At 60.4% G+C, this 16,658-nt stretch carries 19 protein-coding genes and 1 pseudogene; 8 read left to right on the forward strand and 12 right to left on the reverse strand.

All coding sequences use genetic code 11. The features are described from left to right. The coding region (locus KY459_01425) for a transposase (GenBank protein MBW3563370.1) at window positions 1–441 on the reverse strand (441 nt) is incomplete at its 3' end. A gap of 489 nt (window positions 442–930) precedes the next feature. Between KY459_01425 and KY459_01430 the strand changes: the two genes are divergently transcribed. From KY459_01430 to KY459_01455, 6 genes and pseudogenes are all read left to right on the forward strand, one after another. Continuing rightward, on the forward strand, window positions 931–2,166 hold the full coding sequence (locus KY459_01430; GenBank protein ID MBW3563371.1) for an efflux RND transporter periplasmic adaptor subunit: 1,236 nt from the start codon (window positions 931–933) through the stop codon (window positions 2,164–2,166). Window positions 2,167–2,189: 23 nt separating this feature from the next. Beyond that, window positions 2,190–2,858 (forward strand): ABC transporter ATP-binding protein, encoded by a 669-nt coding sequence (locus tag KY459_01435; GenBank protein ID MBW3563372.1) that lies wholly within the window; start codon window positions 2,190–2,192, stop codon window positions 2,856–2,858. Next, window positions 2,855–4,006 (forward strand): FtsX-like permease family protein, encoded by a 1,152-nt coding sequence (locus KY459_01440; protein ID MBW3563373.1) that lies wholly within the window; start codon window positions 2,855–2,857, stop codon window positions 4,004–4,006. The genes KY459_01435 and KY459_01440 overlap by 4 nt, the downstream gene beginning before the upstream one ends. Further along, complete coding sequence (locus KY459_01445; GenBank protein MBW3563374.1) at window positions 4,006–5,196, forward strand: ABC transporter permease; 1,191 nt, start codon at window positions 4,006–4,008, stop codon at window positions 5,194–5,196. The genes KY459_01440 and KY459_01445 overlap by 1 nt, the downstream gene beginning before the upstream one ends. Window positions 5,197–5,600: 404 nt before the next feature. Continuing rightward, a complete protein-coding gene (locus KY459_01450; GenBank protein ID MBW3563375.1) occupies window positions 5,601–5,789 on the forward strand; it encodes a hypothetical protein in 189 nt (62 codons plus the stop codon). A 26-nt stretch (window positions 5,790–5,815) separates the two neighbouring features. Then, window positions 5,816–6,081: pseudogene (locus KY459_01455) on the forward strand (type II toxin-antitoxin system RelE/ParE family toxin). 370 nt (window positions 6,082–6,451) lie between these two features. Here the strand turns inward: KY459_01455 and KY459_01460 are convergent. The 6 genes from KY459_01460 to KY459_01485 form a co-directional block, all read right to left on the reverse strand. Next, a complete protein-coding gene (locus KY459_01460; protein MBW3563376.1) occupies window positions 6,452–7,276 on the reverse strand; it encodes a hypothetical protein in 825 nt (274 codons plus the stop codon). Between the two features lie 15 nt (window positions 7,277–7,291). Then, window positions 7,292–8,644, reverse strand: coding sequence for a S8 family serine peptidase (locus KY459_01465; GenBank protein MBW3563377.1), 1,353 nt, complete (start codon window positions 8,642–8,644; stop codon window positions 7,292–7,294). Window positions 8,645–8,673: 29 nt separating this feature from the next. Continuing rightward, a complete protein-coding gene (locus KY459_01470) occupies window positions 8,674–8,901 on the reverse strand; it encodes a hypothetical protein (GenBank protein MBW3563378.1) in 228 nt (75 codons plus the stop codon). Between the two features lie 157 nt (window positions 8,902–9,058). Next, the gene (gene cls / locus KY459_01475; protein MBW3563379.1) at window positions 9,059–10,351 is read right to left on the reverse strand and encodes a cardiolipin synthase; all 1,293 of its coding nucleotides are present in this window, start codon (window positions 10,349–10,351) and stop codon (window positions 9,059–9,061) included. A gap of 73 nt (window positions 10,352–10,424) precedes the next feature. Next, window positions 10,425–10,865 (reverse strand): TlpA family protein disulfide reductase, encoded by a 441-nt coding sequence (locus tag KY459_01480; GenBank protein ID MBW3563380.1) that lies wholly within the window; start codon window positions 10,863–10,865, stop codon window positions 10,425–10,427. Window positions 10,866–11,055: 190 nt separating this feature from the next. Beyond that, window positions 11,056–11,730 carry a 50S ribosomal protein L25 gene (locus KY459_01485; protein MBW3563381.1) on the reverse strand — a complete coding sequence of 225 codons (675 nt, stop codon included), beginning with the start codon at window positions 11,728–11,730 and terminating at the stop codon, window positions 11,056–11,058. A 219-nt stretch (window positions 11,731–11,949) separates the two neighbouring features. Between KY459_01485 and KY459_01490 the strand changes: the two genes are divergently transcribed. Then, complete coding sequence (locus KY459_01490) at window positions 11,950–12,405, forward strand: DUF4440 domain-containing protein (protein ID MBW3563382.1); 456 nt, start codon at window positions 11,950–11,952, stop codon at window positions 12,403–12,405. 424 nt (window positions 12,406–12,829) lie between these two features. Continuing rightward, window positions 12,830–13,474: a hypothetical protein gene (locus tag KY459_01495; GenBank protein MBW3563383.1), complete on the forward strand. Its 645-nt coding sequence runs from the start codon at window positions 12,830–12,832 to the stop codon at window positions 13,472–13,474. A gap of 86 nt (window positions 13,475–13,560) precedes the next feature. Here KY459_01495 and KY459_01500 read toward each other — a convergent pair whose 3' ends face one another. The 5 genes from KY459_01500 to KY459_01520 form a co-directional block, all read right to left on the reverse strand. Continuing rightward, entirely contained in the window at window positions 13,561–14,106 is a 546-nt protein-coding gene (locus KY459_01500) for a PIN domain-containing protein (protein ID MBW3563384.1), read from the reverse strand. After that, window positions 14,099–14,920 (reverse strand): hypothetical protein, encoded by an 822-nt coding sequence (locus KY459_01505; GenBank protein MBW3563385.1) that lies wholly within the window; start codon window positions 14,918–14,920, stop codon window positions 14,099–14,101. Before KY459_01505 ends, KY459_01500 begins: the two co-directional genes overlap by 8 nt. Window positions 14,921–15,025: 105 nt before the next feature. After that, on the reverse strand, window positions 15,026–15,259 hold the full coding sequence (locus tag KY459_01510) for a hypothetical protein (GenBank protein MBW3563386.1): 234 nt from the start codon (window positions 15,257–15,259) through the stop codon (window positions 15,026–15,028). Next, complete coding sequence (locus KY459_01515) at window positions 15,256–15,549, reverse strand: hypothetical protein (protein MBW3563387.1); 294 nt, start codon at window positions 15,547–15,549, stop codon at window positions 15,256–15,258. The genes KY459_01510 and KY459_01515 overlap by 4 nt, the downstream gene beginning before the upstream one ends. Beyond that, a complete protein-coding gene (locus KY459_01520; protein MBW3563388.1) occupies window positions 15,542–16,624 on the reverse strand; it encodes a hypothetical protein in 1,083 nt (360 codons plus the stop codon). The genes KY459_01515 and KY459_01520 overlap by 8 nt, the downstream gene beginning before the upstream one ends. Window positions 16,625–16,658: the final 34 nt, after the last annotated feature.

Genomic DNA, 16,658 nt, shown 5'->3' on the forward strand with positions numbered 1-16,658 from the left:
CTTGACCAATCCTCGAAGCATGACCCGAAGCCGGGTCTGCGTCTCGACCAGCGCAGCTCGTGAATGGAGCAACGATCGCTGCTCGAGCGTCGACGGCGATCGCGGGTGAATCGGTTTGATCAGCTCCAGATCGGAAAGCGACATGCGTGCGAGCAGCTCCGCATCGACGCGATCGTTCTTGTTCCGGCTCTCTGCGATCAAACGTACTCGCTGTGGATGGCAGACCACCGGCTCATGATCAAGCTCTTCGAGAAGCGGCGCGATCCAGCTCGCATGAGGGCCCGCTTCCAGCACCACCCGGCTTCTCTCCCGGTGCCGGAAGAAATCCCCCAACGCTGCTGGAGTAGTCGGGATCTTCGCCTCGACGATCACTTCTCGTTCCTGGGTCATTACGCAGATCTGGCTGTACTGATCATGGATATCAATGGCAATATGGTTCACGGCTGGTCTCCTCTTCTGGGCTTCGAGCCCGTCTAACGTGGGATGCACGATCAAATCGTGACATCGTTCGAGGGGACCGGCCTACTCATCGTCTCTGGGGGTGGCTCGCGAATCATCGTCATGGCGAGCGGGGGGAATCATTCATGAGCCCGCGCCCAGATCCTTCGCCGTCCTTCGGCGGCTCAGGATGACGAGTTGTGAAGGCGTCGATCGTGTCCGGGGAAACTCGTAAATCGCGGTTGAAGAGGCTGGCGCGACCTTAACCGCTTCTCTCGGGTTTTCGATATGAGCAACAGCCCGCGAAGACGTTTTCATCTGGATCTGAGCTTCCTTCGGTACCAGTCACGCAAGCTCGTGACGGTGCGGCTCGGCAGGAGCCTCGCCCTTCCGGCGATGCTGGAGATCGCGCGAGCATGAAACGGCGCGACCCGGCGCTTCGTTTAAGATGCAGATCGAATCGCGGAGCTCGAACGATGGACGGGACGTGGAATGGCAATCGATAAGAAGGCGCTGGACGACCTCAGGATCGACCGTGGCGATGAGGAGCCCCGTTCGCCTGCCGGCCGCTGGGTGGCCGCGGGGGTCCTCACTGTGATCCTTCTGGCCGCCGTCTGGGGGTTCGCCGCCCGGAACCAGGCACCCGAGGTGACGGTCGAGGAAGCGGTGGCGCTCAATGTCGGAGGTTCGGCGGACGCGGCAACTGTTCTCAACGCCAACGGTTATGTCACTGCCCGACGGGCGGCCACGGTTTCCTCGAAGGTCACCGGGCGGGTGACGGCGGTTCTCGTCGAGGAAGGAATGGTCGTCGAGGAAGGGGAGATCCTCGCGAGGATCGATCCGGCCACACCAGAGGCGGCGCTCCGGCTCGCGCAGGCTCAGGCCCGAGCGACCGAGAGCGCGCTGAGGGAAACCGAGGTTCGGATCGAGGAGGCCCGGCTCGATCTCGAGCGGGCGGAGCGGCTGGCTCGGGAACGAGTCGCGAGCCAGCAGGATCTCGATCGCGCCCGCACCACGCTCCGGGCTCTCCAGGCCCGGCTCGAAACGCAGCGCGACGATCTGTCGGTCGCCCTCCGGCAGGTCGCCCTGCGCGAGCGGGATCTCGACGACACGATCATCCGTGCACCTTTCGGCGGCGTCGTCGTTTCCAAGAACGCTCAGGAAGGCGAGATGATCTCGCCGATGTCCGCTGGCGGGAGTTTCACCCGCACCGGCATCTGCACGATCGTCGACATGAGCTCGCTCGAGATCGAGGTCGACGTGAACGAGGCCTACATCAATCGCGTCACGGCGGACCAGCGCGTCGTGGCGGTTCTCGACGCGTATCCCGACTGGGAGATTCCGGGGCACGTCATCGCAGTCATTCCAACGGCGGACCGGCAGAAGGCGACGGTGCGGGTGCGGATCGCACTCGACGTCGAGGACGCGAGAATTCTTCCCGACATGGGAGTGAAGGTCCGGTTCATCGCGGAAGAAGACGTGGCGTCGACACTTTCGAGTCTGACGTCTCTCCCGGGAGAAGCGGTTCGACGCGATGGTGAGAGCGACATCGTTTTCGTCGTCCGTGACGGAAGGGTCGAGCGCCGGGCGGTCAATGTGGCGTCGCGGCAGAACGAGCGGGTCCTGGTTCGTGCGGGCGTATCGCCCGGGGAACGAGTCGTGACGAGCTCGGAGGAAGCGCTCGAGGACGGAATGGAAGTCGAGGTTCGGGAAGGAGAGGAGCGATGACGGATCGAAATGAGATTGTCACGATGAATGGCGTCGAGAAGGTATTCAGGCGCGGATCGGAAGAGATCCACGTGCTCTCGAGTCTGGACCTCGGCATCGCAGAGGGGGAGTTTCTCGCGCTCATGGGTCCCTCCGGGTCGGGAAAGAGCACGCTGCTCAACCTTCTGGCCGGACTCGACCGTCCGAGCGGAGGATCGATCGAGGTCGGTGGCCAGCGGATCGATCGGATGTCGAGCCGGCAGCTCGCACGATGGCGCTCGCGCCACGTCGGTCTGATCTTCCAGTTCTACAATCTCCTGCCGGTCGTCTCCGCCGCGCGAAATGTCGAGCTCCCCCTGCTCCTCACTTCCCTGTCGCGCGCAAAGCGACGGAAGCAGGTGGAGAACGCGCTCAATCTCGTCGAGCTCGGCCACCGGATGCATCACACGCCGCGAACCCTTTCCGGCGGAGAGCAGCAGCGGGTCGGCATTGCGAGAGCGATCGTGACGGACCCGACCCTGGTCCTCGCGGACGAGCCGACCGGCGACCTCGATCGAAAAAGCGGAGACGGCATCCTCGATCTCCTTCAGGCGCTCAACCGCGAGCACGGGAAGACGATCGTCATGGTCACCCACGACCCCCACGCGGCAGCCCGCGCCTCAAGAACCCTGCACCTGCTCGACGGGAAACTCTCGGCGGAAATGGCCGCATGAAGTTTCTACCCGTCGTTCTCGCAAACTTCAGAAGACACCGGTTGCGAACGATCCTGACAATCCTCTCGGTCCTGGTCGCGTTCCTCCTGTTCGGTTACCTCTCCGCGATCACGAAGGCATTCTCGATGGGGATCGACATCGCCGGCGAGGACCGTCTCGTCGTTCGGCACAAGGTATCGATCATCCAGCTGCTGCCGGAAAGCTACGAGCAGGACATCGAGAGCATCGACGGAGTGGCGAACGCCACCGCGTTCACGTGGTTCGGCGGAATCTATCAGGATCCGAAAAACTTCTTCGCTCAGATCGCCACCGACCCCGATGAAGTGTGGGACATCTATCCGGAATACGTGATCGATGAAGAATCGCTGGCGCGATTCAATGCGACACGAACGGGCGCGGTCGTCGGGAAACAGACCGCCGAACGCTACGGCTTCAAAGTAGGCGATCGGGTTCCGATTCAGGCGACGATCTGGCAACCGAGAGACGGAACCCAGACGTGGACATTCGAGATCGTCGGCATCTACGAAGCTGCCGAAAAAGGGGCCGACGACTCGCAGTTCTTCTTCCGGCAGGATTACCTCGAGGAGAACTCATACACGGGCGGTCAGGTCGGCTGGTACGTGATCAAAGTCGACGACCCCGACCGCTCGGTGGAGCTCGCCAGAACGGTCGACGAAACATTCGCGAACTCGCCTGCCGAGACGAAGACCGAAACCGAGGGAGCGTTCATCCAGGCTTTTGCCGATCAGGTCGGGAACATCGGCGCGATCGTGACCGCAATCCTCTCGGCGGTCTTCTTCACGATTCTTCTCGTCGCCGGGAACACGATGGCGCAGGCGGTCCGGGAGCGGACCCGGGAGCTCGGGGTGCTCAAAGCGCTCGGGTTCTCCGACGCCGCGGTGCTGGCACTCGTCCTGATCGAGTCGACGATCATCGCGATCATCGGAGGCGCGATCGGGCTGGGCCTCGCCTGGGTACTGATCGCTCAGGGGGACCCGACCGGCGGAGCGCTCCCGCTTTTTTATTTTCCGATTCGCGATCTCGTACTCGGAGCGGCCTTCGTGCTCCTCCTCGGAATCGTAGCGGGACTCCTTCCCGCGATTCAGGCGATGCGCCTCAATACGGTCGAGGCCCTCCGGAGGGATTGATGACGAGCTGGCTCGCACAGATATGGTCGCTGATCCGCTTCAATCTGAAGACGTTGCCGGCGCGAAAAGGGAGCGCATTCTCCGCGATCATCGGCATAGCCGGTGTCGTCGCCGTTCTTATCGGAGTGTTGTCGATCGCGAGAGGTTTCGAGGCCGCGATGACCGGGACCGGCTCTCCGGACACCGCGCTGATTCTCCGGTCGGGATCGGACAGCGAGCTCACCAGCGCTCTGACACGGGACGAGACGCGGATCGTGGCCGACGCTCCCGGTATTGCGACCGAAGAAGGGGTGATTCTCGCTTCTCCCGAGCTCTTCGTCATCGTGAATCTTCCGAAACGCTCGACCGGTACGGACGCCAACGTGCCGATGCGCGGCGTCGAGAAGCCGGCATTTCTCGTTCGTCCGGAGCTCGAGATCGTCGAGGGTCGGATGTTTCAGTGGGGACGCAACGAAGTGATCGTCGGGCGCGCGGCAAGCCTGCAGTTCTCCGGACTCGAGCTCGGCAACCAGCTGACATTCGGCCAGAACGAATGGGAGGTCGTCGGTCTCTTCGAGGCTGAAGGAGGACTCACGGAGTCGGAGATCTGGGCCGATGCGGCGGTCGTCCAGCCCGCGTACCGCCGGGGATCCACCTATCAGATCGTCGTCGCGAAGCTCGCTTCGCCGGGTGTCTTCCAGGAGTTCAAGGACACGCTGACCGCGGATCCCAGGGTCAATGTCAAGGTCGAGCGCGAGACCGACTACTACGCCAACCAGTCCCGCCTCCTCACCCGCCTCATCGCGGTCCTCGGGACTCTGATCTCGGTGCTCATGGCGATTGCTGCGGTTTTCGGAGCGCTCAACACGATGTATACGGCCGTCGCATCGCGTGCGCGCGAGATCGGGACCCTGAAGGCGCTCGGCTTTTCGGAAAGTCCGGTCGTCATTTCGATCATCATCGAGTCGCTTCTCCTGGCATTGATCGGAGGCGTACTCGGAGCGGTTGCCGCCTGGGTTGCTTTCGATGGCTTCCAGACGTCGACGCTGAACTGGCAGAGCTTCAGCCAGGTCGCATTCGCTTTCCGGGTGACCCCAGATCTGCTCGTCCAGGGGATCGTCTATGCCGCGCTCATCGGGATGATCGGCGGGCTCTTTCCCGCGATCCGCGCCGCCCGGATGCCGATCTCGGTTGCACTGCGAGAATCATAGATTCACGGCCTGCTTCCAGCCTCGGAGGGCTGAGAGAAGGTAGAGCGGGGTGAAGAAAGCCGGGCACGGGCGCGTTCACGGGCGCGGGAAGATCAGGCAGCGACACGCCGGTCTCCCGAAGCGGCGGAACCCGAGTAGGGGCCCTAGGTTAGCCAGCTCCGGAGGGGCGACAGATCTCCCGGAGTCTCGCCGGCGTGCGTGTGGTTCGACTCTACAGGATGTGTGAGAGGGTTCGGGAGACGTGCGGGATGCGTTCGGGGCGCGGCCCGGGTCGGCGGGTCGGCTGGCGTCCCGCTGCCCGCGCGTTGCAAGGTCCCGAGCGCGGTACAATGTCGCGTCGCGGGCAGCGCAGCTGAAGCGCCGATCCGTTAGGGCGCGTCCCGCAGCCGAGGTAAAATCCAGCCATGGGAAAACCGAAGGAAGAAGTTCGGCGGATGTTGGATGAGCTCTCCGACGACAGCTCGTACGAAGACATCCAGTATCACATCTACGTCAGGCAGAAGATCGAACGAGGTTTGCAAGCGGCAGAGCGTGGCGATCTCATCAATCAGGAAGAAGTCGAGCGCCGGATGGAGAAGTGGCTCGCAGAGTAAGGTGGACCACTCCCGCCTGGCAGGATCTGACAGAGGCTGCGGATCACATCGCGCGAGACTCGAAGTACTATGCTGCCTCATTCGTTCGCGAGACCAGAGACGCGGCGAGATCGCTGAACCACTTTGCCGATCGTGGTCGGGAGGTGCCCGAGCTTGGCGAGCGTCGGTTCGCGAGCTCTTCGTCCAAAACTACCGGCTGATTTACCATGTGCTCCCGCACGAGGTCCGAATCCTCGCGGTCATTCATCAAGCCCGGGATTCCGCTGCCGTCATCAGGCGGCGTCCTGACTGAATCGCTCGAGCCAACCACCGCACGCTCGACCGCTACTCAATCTTTGAACATCGCTGAGGCGTGCGCTGGCAGCTCAGCTCAAACGTTAGGGCGCAGGCCGCGTCGCACGAAAACCATGAAGATGTTCCGCATCCCTGTTCCCCCGTGGGCAAGAGAATTCAAGCGCGATGTCGGAACCCCGGGTCAACTGGCGAACCATTTTCCTGCCCCGGAGGGGCGACAGATTCCGAAATCTCGTCGACGCGCGTTGAACCCTGCGGTCAGAGAATGTGCGAGATGGTTCGGGCGAGCTGTTCGGTCGCTTTCTGAGCCACAGCGGGCGCGAGCGGAACTCATCGAGGTCGAACTCACACGCGTCATGAATGTTCATTCAGTCCGGTGTGATCAGAAGAACATGCTGGGTCTCATTGTCGGTCACACTCACAAATCCCCAGTATCCGAGCCCTGGCGTCAGTGAAGTCAGTCGGACGTGGAAATGGTCGAACTGGCGGAGCTCCGGGAAGATGTCGGTGATGTTGTAGATCGCGTCGTACCCGGGATAGCGGTAAAAGCCTGATCCCTTAACCTCGGGAACCGCCGGGTGATCTCCGGGTCGAAGCGTGGTGGTCGCCACCAGATGACCTTCCGGGTCGAGCAGCTCCACCTTCACGGCGCTGCCGCGGATCAGGACCGGGTCGAACACGCGAAGCGTCGAGCGAAGTTCCTCCCCCACCGGAACGGCCAGAAGCACCGCCTCGCGAGTGAGGAAGTCTTTTTCCCGGATCACCGGAATCTCGACGCCGGCCGGCTGGGCATGGCGCGACAACTCGAACAGGCGCAGATTGAGGTGGATGAGGTCGTCGACCTCCGGAAGATAGAGGAGCTCCCCTTGGTCGGGTGTGGGAGAACCGCCGACCTCACCCACACGACCAAAATAGCCCGTGGGATAGAGCGGTGCACACGAAAGGAAACAGTCGACTGGCACCTGCAGGAAATGGATGTCGAGGCCGGTGCCGTTATGGATCCACGTTTGGGTAGCCCAGAGACTCCCGTACGCGCCGGCGGCCTGATCGTGCCTCGTGAGAGCCACCGGAACGAGTACGGTCACCCGACCATCCCCATCGACGTCATTCCCTTCAGGCTCCAGGGCAGATACTGAAATGCCTGAAGAGGCGAGGATGAGTATCGTCAGGCAGACTGGGAATCGTACATTCATGATCAGCTCTCCTCTCTACTCGCATTCGCCGGTCGGTGAGCCGGCAGCTTCATTCCAGTAAACCATTCGCGCTCCGGAGGCGTTCCCCACCACGTTGAACTTGTACGGCGGATAGCCGGCACCCCAGGTTTGCTGCTGCGTGTCGTATCCCAAGGTTCCACTGGGGCACTGCGCTGGCGGGCTGGAAAGCCAGGTTTGATCACGTAGGCTATTATTCGGATCAACATCGAGGCAGAACCAGTAATCGTCCGTGGTCGTCAGGTAGATCTCGGCCGAGGCATTTGCGAGCAACCATGAGTATACGGCTTCGCTACCGGGCGTGCTGCCCGTCTCGCTCTTCTGCCGTTCCATGTAGCGTGCTGCAATACCGGCCACAATCGGCGACGCAAAGGAGGTTCCGGTCGCGCGATCGTACAGCGTCAGATTTTCATCAACGTCTCTGTAGAGAGAATGGCGCGCCGCATAGATACTGGTCGCGGGCGCATAGATGCTGACGCACGCACCCGAATTGGAGCCGCTGTCATGGCCGACGTCGATGGTGGACGAATCTTCCCAGAACTGAAACCGGTAATCCTTCGGATCCGTCGAGGATGTCGATACGCTCGTACCTCCCACAACAAAAACGTATCCCGAACGAAGGCTCGTCCGGGCACGGTCGTTAGGGGCGAAGAGGCATGCATCGGCAGTGAAGTTGTCAGCCGAGGTAAAGAACGGCTTGTTCGTGGCGTTCACCAATCCCTCGACAGCCACGCTGTATGCCGATGGTTGTGAACCACCGCCTTCGATCTCATCTTTCCAGTCAGGGACGAATCCGCTGTGGTTCACCACTCCCGGCAGGGATATGTATGGATTGCTGTTCGGATCCGCGATCCAATCGGTCGCGTCGATGAGATCCGCCGTGAGGGCTTGACCGTTCAAACACTGTGCAATCTTCAATGAAACGACCTGTGGCTTTGCAACACCGACCTGGGTTCCCGCGAGGACGGACGCGACCGCGGTGCCATGCCACAGGTGCGGCTGCTCATAGCCTGGCGCGGTGCATCCGTTGGTCACATCCGCTGTAAAAGGCTTGGACTTATCCGTCCGGTCCTCAGAGAAATCGACCGAGTGAACGACACGGGAGGGGTCCTCGAACTGGGGGTGATCGCTTTGGACTCCTGTGTCAATGACGTATGCGTAGACGCTGCGCCCCTCGGTGCACATATTGTGCTTGCTGTCGCGATCCTCCCATGAAACCTCATCCACTCGGTCGAGGTGCCACAGGTATTCACCATTGAACCATGTCCATTGGGTCCCTGAGATCTGCGGCTGCGGAGTTTCGGTCGTGAAGTTTTGCTCGACGAAGCGGATTCGTGGATCGGCCGCCATCGCATCGATATTCGTGTCCGATCCCCTTGTTAGAAATCCACGAAGCGAGTATCGCCAGACATCGACGAGATCCAGAGCGTAAGATTCTGTGAGAGAAGCGCAACACCTTCCACCGCTTCTGAAGGTATGGCGGAGTCTAGAACGACCATGTACTCCCCTTGAACACCCGTAGCAGGATGCCGGATCACTTTCGATGGAATGGCGGAAACAGCCGTAGCGCTGAACAGAAAAATACAGGCGATATGAAGATTTTTCACAGTTTCTCCCTTAGGTTCGATCTCGTATCAGGAGAGTCAGCCACCATGATTTTCATACCTGCTAGAAGTGATCTGTAACAGAATCGTGACAGAGAGGGCGTGGTTGGAGGGGCGACAGATCCCGGATTCTCGTCGGCGTGTGTGTGAACCTCGACTGTTACAGAATGTGTGAGACGGTTCGTGAGAGCTGTTCGGTCGCTTTCTGCCACAACGGGCGCGCCCGGAATTCCTCGAGGTCGACCTCATGCGCACGCGTCAGATCGTCTTCGAAGATCCTGACGAGCTGGCCTCCGATCTCGCTCGACGAAAAGACCATCGCGACCTCGTCGTTGAGCATCATCGACCGATTGTCGAAATTGATCGTACCGACGTAGCCCCACTTGCCGTCGACCACCATCGTCTTCGCGTGGACCATCGTCGGCTCGTACTCGAAGATCCGGATTCCGGCTTCCATGAGCTCCTCGAGATGGGCGCGCCCGGCGAAGTACGCCGGCCTCTGATCGGTGTTCCAGCCGGGGTCGAGGATCCGGACGTCGACGCCACGCTTCGCGGCTTCCATCATCAGCGTGCGAAAGTCGTCATCCGGAACGAAGTACGGGGTGGTGATGCAGATCGAGCTTTTCGCCGCGGCGATCGAGAGAACGAAAAACCGTTCGGCGTTCGTGCTGCCGATCGACGGATCGGTGTGCATGATTCCGGCGCGTACATCTCCCGCCCGCGCCTCTGCATCATCCTCGATCTCGCCGAACAGAACTTCGCCCATCAGCAGCTTCGCGCTCGATTCCGCCCAGTTCGCAATGAACGCCCCCTGGAGCTGGTCGACCGCAGGCCCCTCGATCCGGACGTTCGTATCCCGCCAGCATCCCTCGGTCTTTCCGTCGCCGAGCCACCGGTCGTCGATCCCGAAACCGCCCGTGTACGCGACCGCTCCATCGATGACGACCGCGCGGATGTGCATACGCTGACCGATCTTGTAGAGGAGGTTCCATTGGAATGGCCGGAAAACATTCACATGAACGCCGGCGTCGCGTAACCCGTCGAGGTACTCATCACTCAAACCATCCGTCCCGAAGTAATCGTAAAGAAAGTTCACCTTCACACCGGCCTTCGCGCGTTCGATGAGCGCCTCGCGGACCCGATCGGACAGCTCTCCGGGCCGATGAAAGAAGACGTGCCAGGAGATCGACTTCTTCGCCGTTCCGAGCTCGTCGATCATCCGGTCATAGGTGCCGTCTCCGTTGAGGAGGATCTCGACCCGGTTGCCGTCATAGAGCCGGCTGCCACTGAGGACTTCGAAGTGGCGGAGAAAGAGCGCACCGCCCACCTCCGGAAGCTCATCCGTTTCATCGAGGATCTCGACACTGCTGACCCGGGTCTCACGCGTGATGTACGGAATCGTCACGAGCAGGAACAGCCCGATGATCAGAAGGAGAACGATGATGGTGACCACGGCGAGGGCGCTTGCGAGGGTTGCGCCGGGGGGTAGTCGTCCCGCTCGGCGAGAGAGTCCGGGATCTCAGCCTCTAGAAAGAGACAGTCGTCGAGGGGGAAGCGGGACCGAGCAATTCCGTCAGGAGGTCGATCAGCTCCGGGTCGTCGCTCGAGACCGGACCGATGTGATACCAGCGGACATTACCGTCGCGGTCGACCAGAACGGTCGTCGGGACCACGGTCGTGTTGAACGCGTCCAGGGTCGTCATGCCGGGATCGTGGATCACCGCGTAATTGATCTCGAAGTTGCGAACGAACTCCTGGATCTGCGGGGCGGTTCCGGCGTTGTCGACCGAGACTCCGAGAACTTCGAAGCCCTTCGGTCCCCAGGCCGACTTCAACTCGATCAGATCGGGAATCTCGTAGCGACAGGGCGTGCACCACGTCGCCCAGATGTTGATCAGGGTCACATTGCCTTCGAGGTCGCCCGACCATCGCCCGCCGGCGAGGGTGACGGCCTCGAACTGAGGCAATCGATCGCCGATCTCGATGCCCCCCCTCTGCTGCGGAGCACTCTGGACGATTCGCGGTCCGCTGTCTCCGAGCTCGGAGGTCTGTTCGTCCCCGCCACATCCGGCGATGCCGGGCAGCAGCAGCGTCGCCGCCAGCAGGTACGAAAAAGCCCGCCTTTCAGCGGGCCTGTTCTTTTCGAGAGTGTGGATGTCAGTCCTCTTCTTCTTCTTTTTCTTCTGCCTCGTCCTTCGCGCGTCCGATGAGCTCCGGTTCGGCGATCTCCTCGATCCCTTCCTCGGGCTCTTCGACTTCTTCGATGGCCTTCGGTGCAACCGAGACGACGACGCGATCCTCGTCGACGTCGTAGAGCTCAGCCCCCGGAGGAATGGCGAGGTCGGAGACGCGACGGACGTCGTTGATGTCCATGTCGGTGACGTCGATGACGAACTCGTCCGGGATGTCGGCCGGAAGACATTCGACCTCGAGCTCCCGAAGCTGAAAGTCGAGAATACCGCCAAACTGCTTCACGCCCTTCGCCGTTCCCGTCACGTGGATCGGAACCGTCACGTGAACCTTCTCGTCCATGTTGACGCGAATGAAATCGATGTGGGTCGGACGCCTGCTGATCGGATCCATCTGGAAATCACGGATCATCGCGTGACGGGTCTGATCGCTGTCTGCCAGCTTGAGGAGGAAGACCGAACGGATGCCGTGATCACCCTTGCGGATGAGGTCGGTCAGTTCGCGCGAGCCGACGGTGATCGCCATCGAATCGCGATCTCCACCGTAGACGACGGCCGGGATCTTCCCGTCCCGTCGTAGTTTTTTGGCGGCTCCGGAGCCGGTCTTCTCGCGCCGGGCCACTTCGAGGGTCATCTCAGACATGCTGCAATACTCCTTTCGAATCTACGCCGTGCCCGATAAAAGCCCTCGAATCAAACAAATTCCCATAGAAACAGGGACCAGGGATCAGGGATCAGGGATCAGGGGTTGCAAACCCAGAGCTCATTCATCGACTCAACGTGCCGCTTTCGGCTCTGGGATCGAGAAGGTCGAGCGCCCGATCCCGGATCTCGACGCGGACCCCTGCGTTACCATCCCTCCATGAGATATGCCGCCATCCTCCTCGCTCTTTCCCTCCTTCTCGGCTGCACATCCTCAGCTCCTACCCAGGCCTCCGACCTCGAGGAGATCCAGGCGCAGAGCCGCGCGCTCTCCGAGGCTTATGCCCGGGAGAACATCCCGGCGCTGGTCGCGATCTACACCGTGGACGGTGTCGCGGCGCCCGGCGGCCGCGACTTCGTTCGGGGTCCGGAGGCGCTGAGGCGGCTCTGGACGCTTCCGGATGGGGCCGACGTGATTCGTCATCAGGCGACCCCGGTCGAGATCGTCGTCGACGGCGATCACGCGTACGACTGGGGCTACTACGAAGGGGAGACGGTCCGGGAAGGACAGGCATCGCCGTTCCGCGGAACCTACGTCATCATCTGGGAGCGGGGCGAAGACGGGGTGTGGCGCATTGCCGTCGACATGTGGGCGCGGCTCCAGAACCGGAACTGAGGAAGGGGTGGAGCCGTTGGCCGGACTTGAACCGGCGACCTGCTGATTACGAATTCGATCTAACGAAAGTCGCCGAGAATCGCAGGAAGCCGGAAAGCCTCATTTCTCAGGCCTTTCGTTCGCTCTTCCACTCGCGGAGAATTGCTGCGAGTCGCGGGGGTGGCTGTCAAACTGGCTGTCAAATGATCTGTTCTGACGGCCACGGTCACGCGGCAGAGGCCACGCACGGCTCGAGAGCGGCCGTCATCGAGGAGCACGAGAGAGGCCCGCCCGGCTGGTTGCAGCAGGGACAGCGCTCGCCCGCGCTCCCAAAAAATCGGAGGGGGTGGGGGTGTACCCAACCCTTGGAATTGAAACCGGGTCCCCTCTCTCTACTCAAACTGTCCCACTTCATGAACGGGTTCGAAGCCCGGAGGAAAACAAGATGAACGACGAACGAGAATTGACGCAAAGCGAGAAGCTCTCCCTGGCATTCAGGCTGATCGAAATCACGCCGCCCGGTGAGCTTCACTGGTTCGAGCCGACCGATACCGGCGATGCAGACGAAGACGGCTTCATGAACCCGCGGGCACGCGTCCGGGCCCTGCTGTCTGCCGACTGCGACGAGGAGCTCATGCCTTTTAACTACGTCTTGACGGTCTGCGAGAACTACACGGTCGGCGGAATCGAGGGAGTGCGGAAGGTCTTCCGTGCCGCGCTGGAGAACGAGGAATTCGAGCCGGACGTCAGTGAACCTGAAGCCATCGATCCGGAGAGCATCGGGTTTCTCTTCCTGAAGCGATCTGATTTCCTCCGGGTCGTGACCAGGCGAACCGGCCTCACTGTCGGCTATCTCTGCGAGATCCTCACCGATCGAGATACCGCTCGAGACTCCCGGCCCGGCTTCTCTTTCGGGGCCGGGAAGTCCCGCGACAACTCGGAAATGACGGATGAGCTCCATCTGCCCGCTTGGTTTCTCGCAGAGGCGTTGGCAGCAGCGAAGCAGAAGTATCTGAGAGTTTCCTCGGTGAGTGAGACGCGGATCCGGTGGACTGCACCGGAGCCGGAATTCGACGAAGAAGCGATCTGAGACGTGCGCGAGGGGGCATCCGTCCGGAATGGAAGGCTCTGCCCCTTCGAATTCTTCTTTTGCCAGATGGAAAATCTGGAAGAAAACTACTCTTCTTCGTCGGCGTCAGGCTCTTGTCCTGATGGAAGAGCTCGGAAAAGAGTTCCCTGAGCCTCGAAGGGCTCTTCGATTTGAAGATTCCACTTCCCACAGATCGGGCTTTTCAGGCTCAGAAGATCGCTGGGGCGTAGGCGATCACCCGCCCCGTCGAGAGTCCACATGGAATCGACCTCGGATGCTATTGCCGTGGCGGCGTGGACTGCATCTGGAGTCTTGATCTTCGGGTCATCGTTCTCGCCGCTGTAGGTGTATCGGATCTCGCGCGCGATGTCGGCGACTCGGATGTCTACGTTACGCTCGACGACATTTCGGCGAGACAATAGTCCGACGAAGCGCTTCTCTTTTTTAGGATCCAGCTTCGTCTTGGTTATCTCGATGCGGGTGATGGTCGATGTGACCAGTGTCGCCTCCCCAGCTTCGACCCTATCGATGCAAGCGTTGATGCCGTCGAGGACGGAGGTCTTTCGCTTCTCCATGTCGATCAATGCTATGAACACGCAGGTATCCCAGTAGATCTTTGGCGACTTACTCATCCTCAGCTCTCAGCTCCTCCAGGTAATCTCGCACGTTCTTTCCCTCGGTGAGCCCTGGCGACATATTCCGGAGGTCGCTCAGTTTAGGAAGATCCTTTTCATCGGGCAGCTCCTCGATTTCATCGACCGCGATGTGATCGGCGAAGTTCGATCGCGGCTTGTACCGCAGCTCTCCGTATATCCGGACCCATTTTCGGCCCGCCAGGGCCCGTAGAACCTGATCCATTTGTTCAGCCTTAAACGAGCAATCGATACTCGTCGGGCCGATGATCGGATAGATTCTGCACTTGCGATCCTTGTGAAGGTTCACCGCTTCAAGGCTGCCCTCTACCGAACCGTATTCGTAGGATGTTTCGCGAGCCCACAGGTCGAAGAAGGTCTTTTGATACTTCTCATCCATCACCAACGGCTTCAGCTTCTCTCCCACCACCCTGAACTCGATGCGACGCATGTGGTCATCCGTGGACGGAACGATCTTGCTGAGCGTATCCAGAGATGTGCTCGGCACTTGGTCAAAGCGCCCCTTACCGAGGTGAGCCATTGACCTTTTAAACGTCCTGACGACCTGCCGACCCGCATTCATTGGAACATCTCGGTTGATGGGCCTCGGCTCTACCACAAACCCGGAGCTTTCGTTGACCAACTCCACCACCACGTAGTTGAGACCTCTCTTCTGTAGAACGCTCCTCTCGATTTCCCGGAGCCCATTGACAATCCTCTCCAGCCTGTCCGCCAGCTCGTCGAGGCGGACGTCTCCTTCCTCATCGTCTCCGATGAATCGGATGTAGAGACGTGGTGGTTTTCGGGTGGTCATTCAGGGACAGTATGGACCGTATCGAATCGACGTGCCAGCATCAGTACATGGCGAGATGACTCCTGTGGTTTTACCTAACGGTGCCATCGGCGGCTCCTTCCTCCCTCAGTCGTCGTCTTCCGCGCCAAGCAGATCCAGCACCTCTTCAGTCGCTTGATCACAGCAGATCTCCGCCGTGAGCTGTAGTGATTCGAGTTCGCTCCCCGAAACCTTGATGTCCCGAACGCGCTCCCCGTGCTCGGGGCATCGATAGTCCGAGACCGCATCAGCGATCGACTCCGTCACGGCTTCCTTGATCGCGTCATCGAAAGAGTCCATACCGTCGAAGGTGATCTTCATGTGTCTTCTCCATCTGTGAACCGCGAGCGGACGTCTCTCTCGCAGACGTCGAGCGCCGCGCGGAGCTCGCGCTCTGTTTCCGGACCGGGCAGCGCGAGCCAGCGGTACACCGGCCGTGCCTCGTCGCCCTTCCACTCCATCATCCAAGCGAGATGCCGAGCCCGAACCGGCGCATCCCAGTCCAGATCACGGCCGTCGAGGTATCCGCGAAAATCCTCGATGTAGCTGAGGATCGCGTTCAACGTTACCTCCGTGAACTCCTGCTGGAATGTGCGCTCGGACTCACTCATGGGTTTCTTTCATCGACCACTCGTTTTCGTCGCTGTCATTTACGGTCACATTTGAGAGCAGCTCTCCTGTGTTCGGGCGTCGCGTTGGTCCCCGGAGCTTCAGTCGTGCGCACCGATGGCGGATAGGACGCAAGTCCAGCTGTCGCGCCCGCCAGTTGTGTAGAGTCTGGTGATTTCGAACGCACAGCGCGCAAAACACTGAAACTGGCCCGCGATCGCCGTGAAAAAGTATGACACCGTCTACTCCAACCTGGTCGAGGAGAAAGGACATGTACGTCAGAGAGTGTAAGAGAAACGGGTAGTCTGCAGTCTGCTTGGTGTGACGACGCCCCGATGAGTCGCCCCCGATAACTAGGTACAGCTCCTCGAGGCGGTAATCGCATCGTATCCTGTCACCTTCGGCCGAGTTCAGACTCGGGGCCTTCCGCTGAAACACCTCATTCATGACATCCGGCCCCATCCGGAGCCACTGGTTCAATCCGACCACTCGAAGGAGAGGTGGCGCATCCTCTTCTATGCGCCGCCATTCAACGTGAATATTTTGGATATACCGCCCGACCAGCGAGTTAGGCTGCGGGAGCAGATCGTGACCAAATAATGTCGTCCGGTCCAGTTTCGCCACCGAACTCTCAAGGAAGCCGGATAGCTGCGAAACGAACGCCTCCCTCTCGTTCTTTCGAGGGAGTTCAAAGGGATCAAGATGAGCCCCAGACATCCGAAATCGGAGGCTGATTGATGTTCTATCCAGGTGAGTCACTTTTGCCAGTTTTACCTCCAGCCGCGGAGCAATATCACTCCACTCTAACTCGACCCGTCGCGCTGTTGAACCTCCCTTGTTGGTGGTACCTTCAGCGAACATTTCCGTGAGCTGCAAGCCCACCCTCTTCCCGCCGTCTGCGACCAGGACCCCGTCTATCCCCGGGACATCGAAGTGTTCAAGTTCGGCGGTATGGAGCAGTGGATGGCCGGCGATTAACCGCTCAAGGACTCTGCGCTCCCCATCGAATGGATTACCTCCCATGGCAACATAAAACGCAAAGTGCACCAAGGGGATTGCCCCCCGGGTGGACTGCACCGGACCCCGAATGCGACGAGGAGCGATCTGAAGA

Source organism: Acidobacteriota bacterium (assembly GCA_019347945.1).
Lineage (GTDB): Bacteria > Acidobacteriota > Thermoanaerobaculia > Gp7-AA8 > JAHWKK01 > JAHWKK01.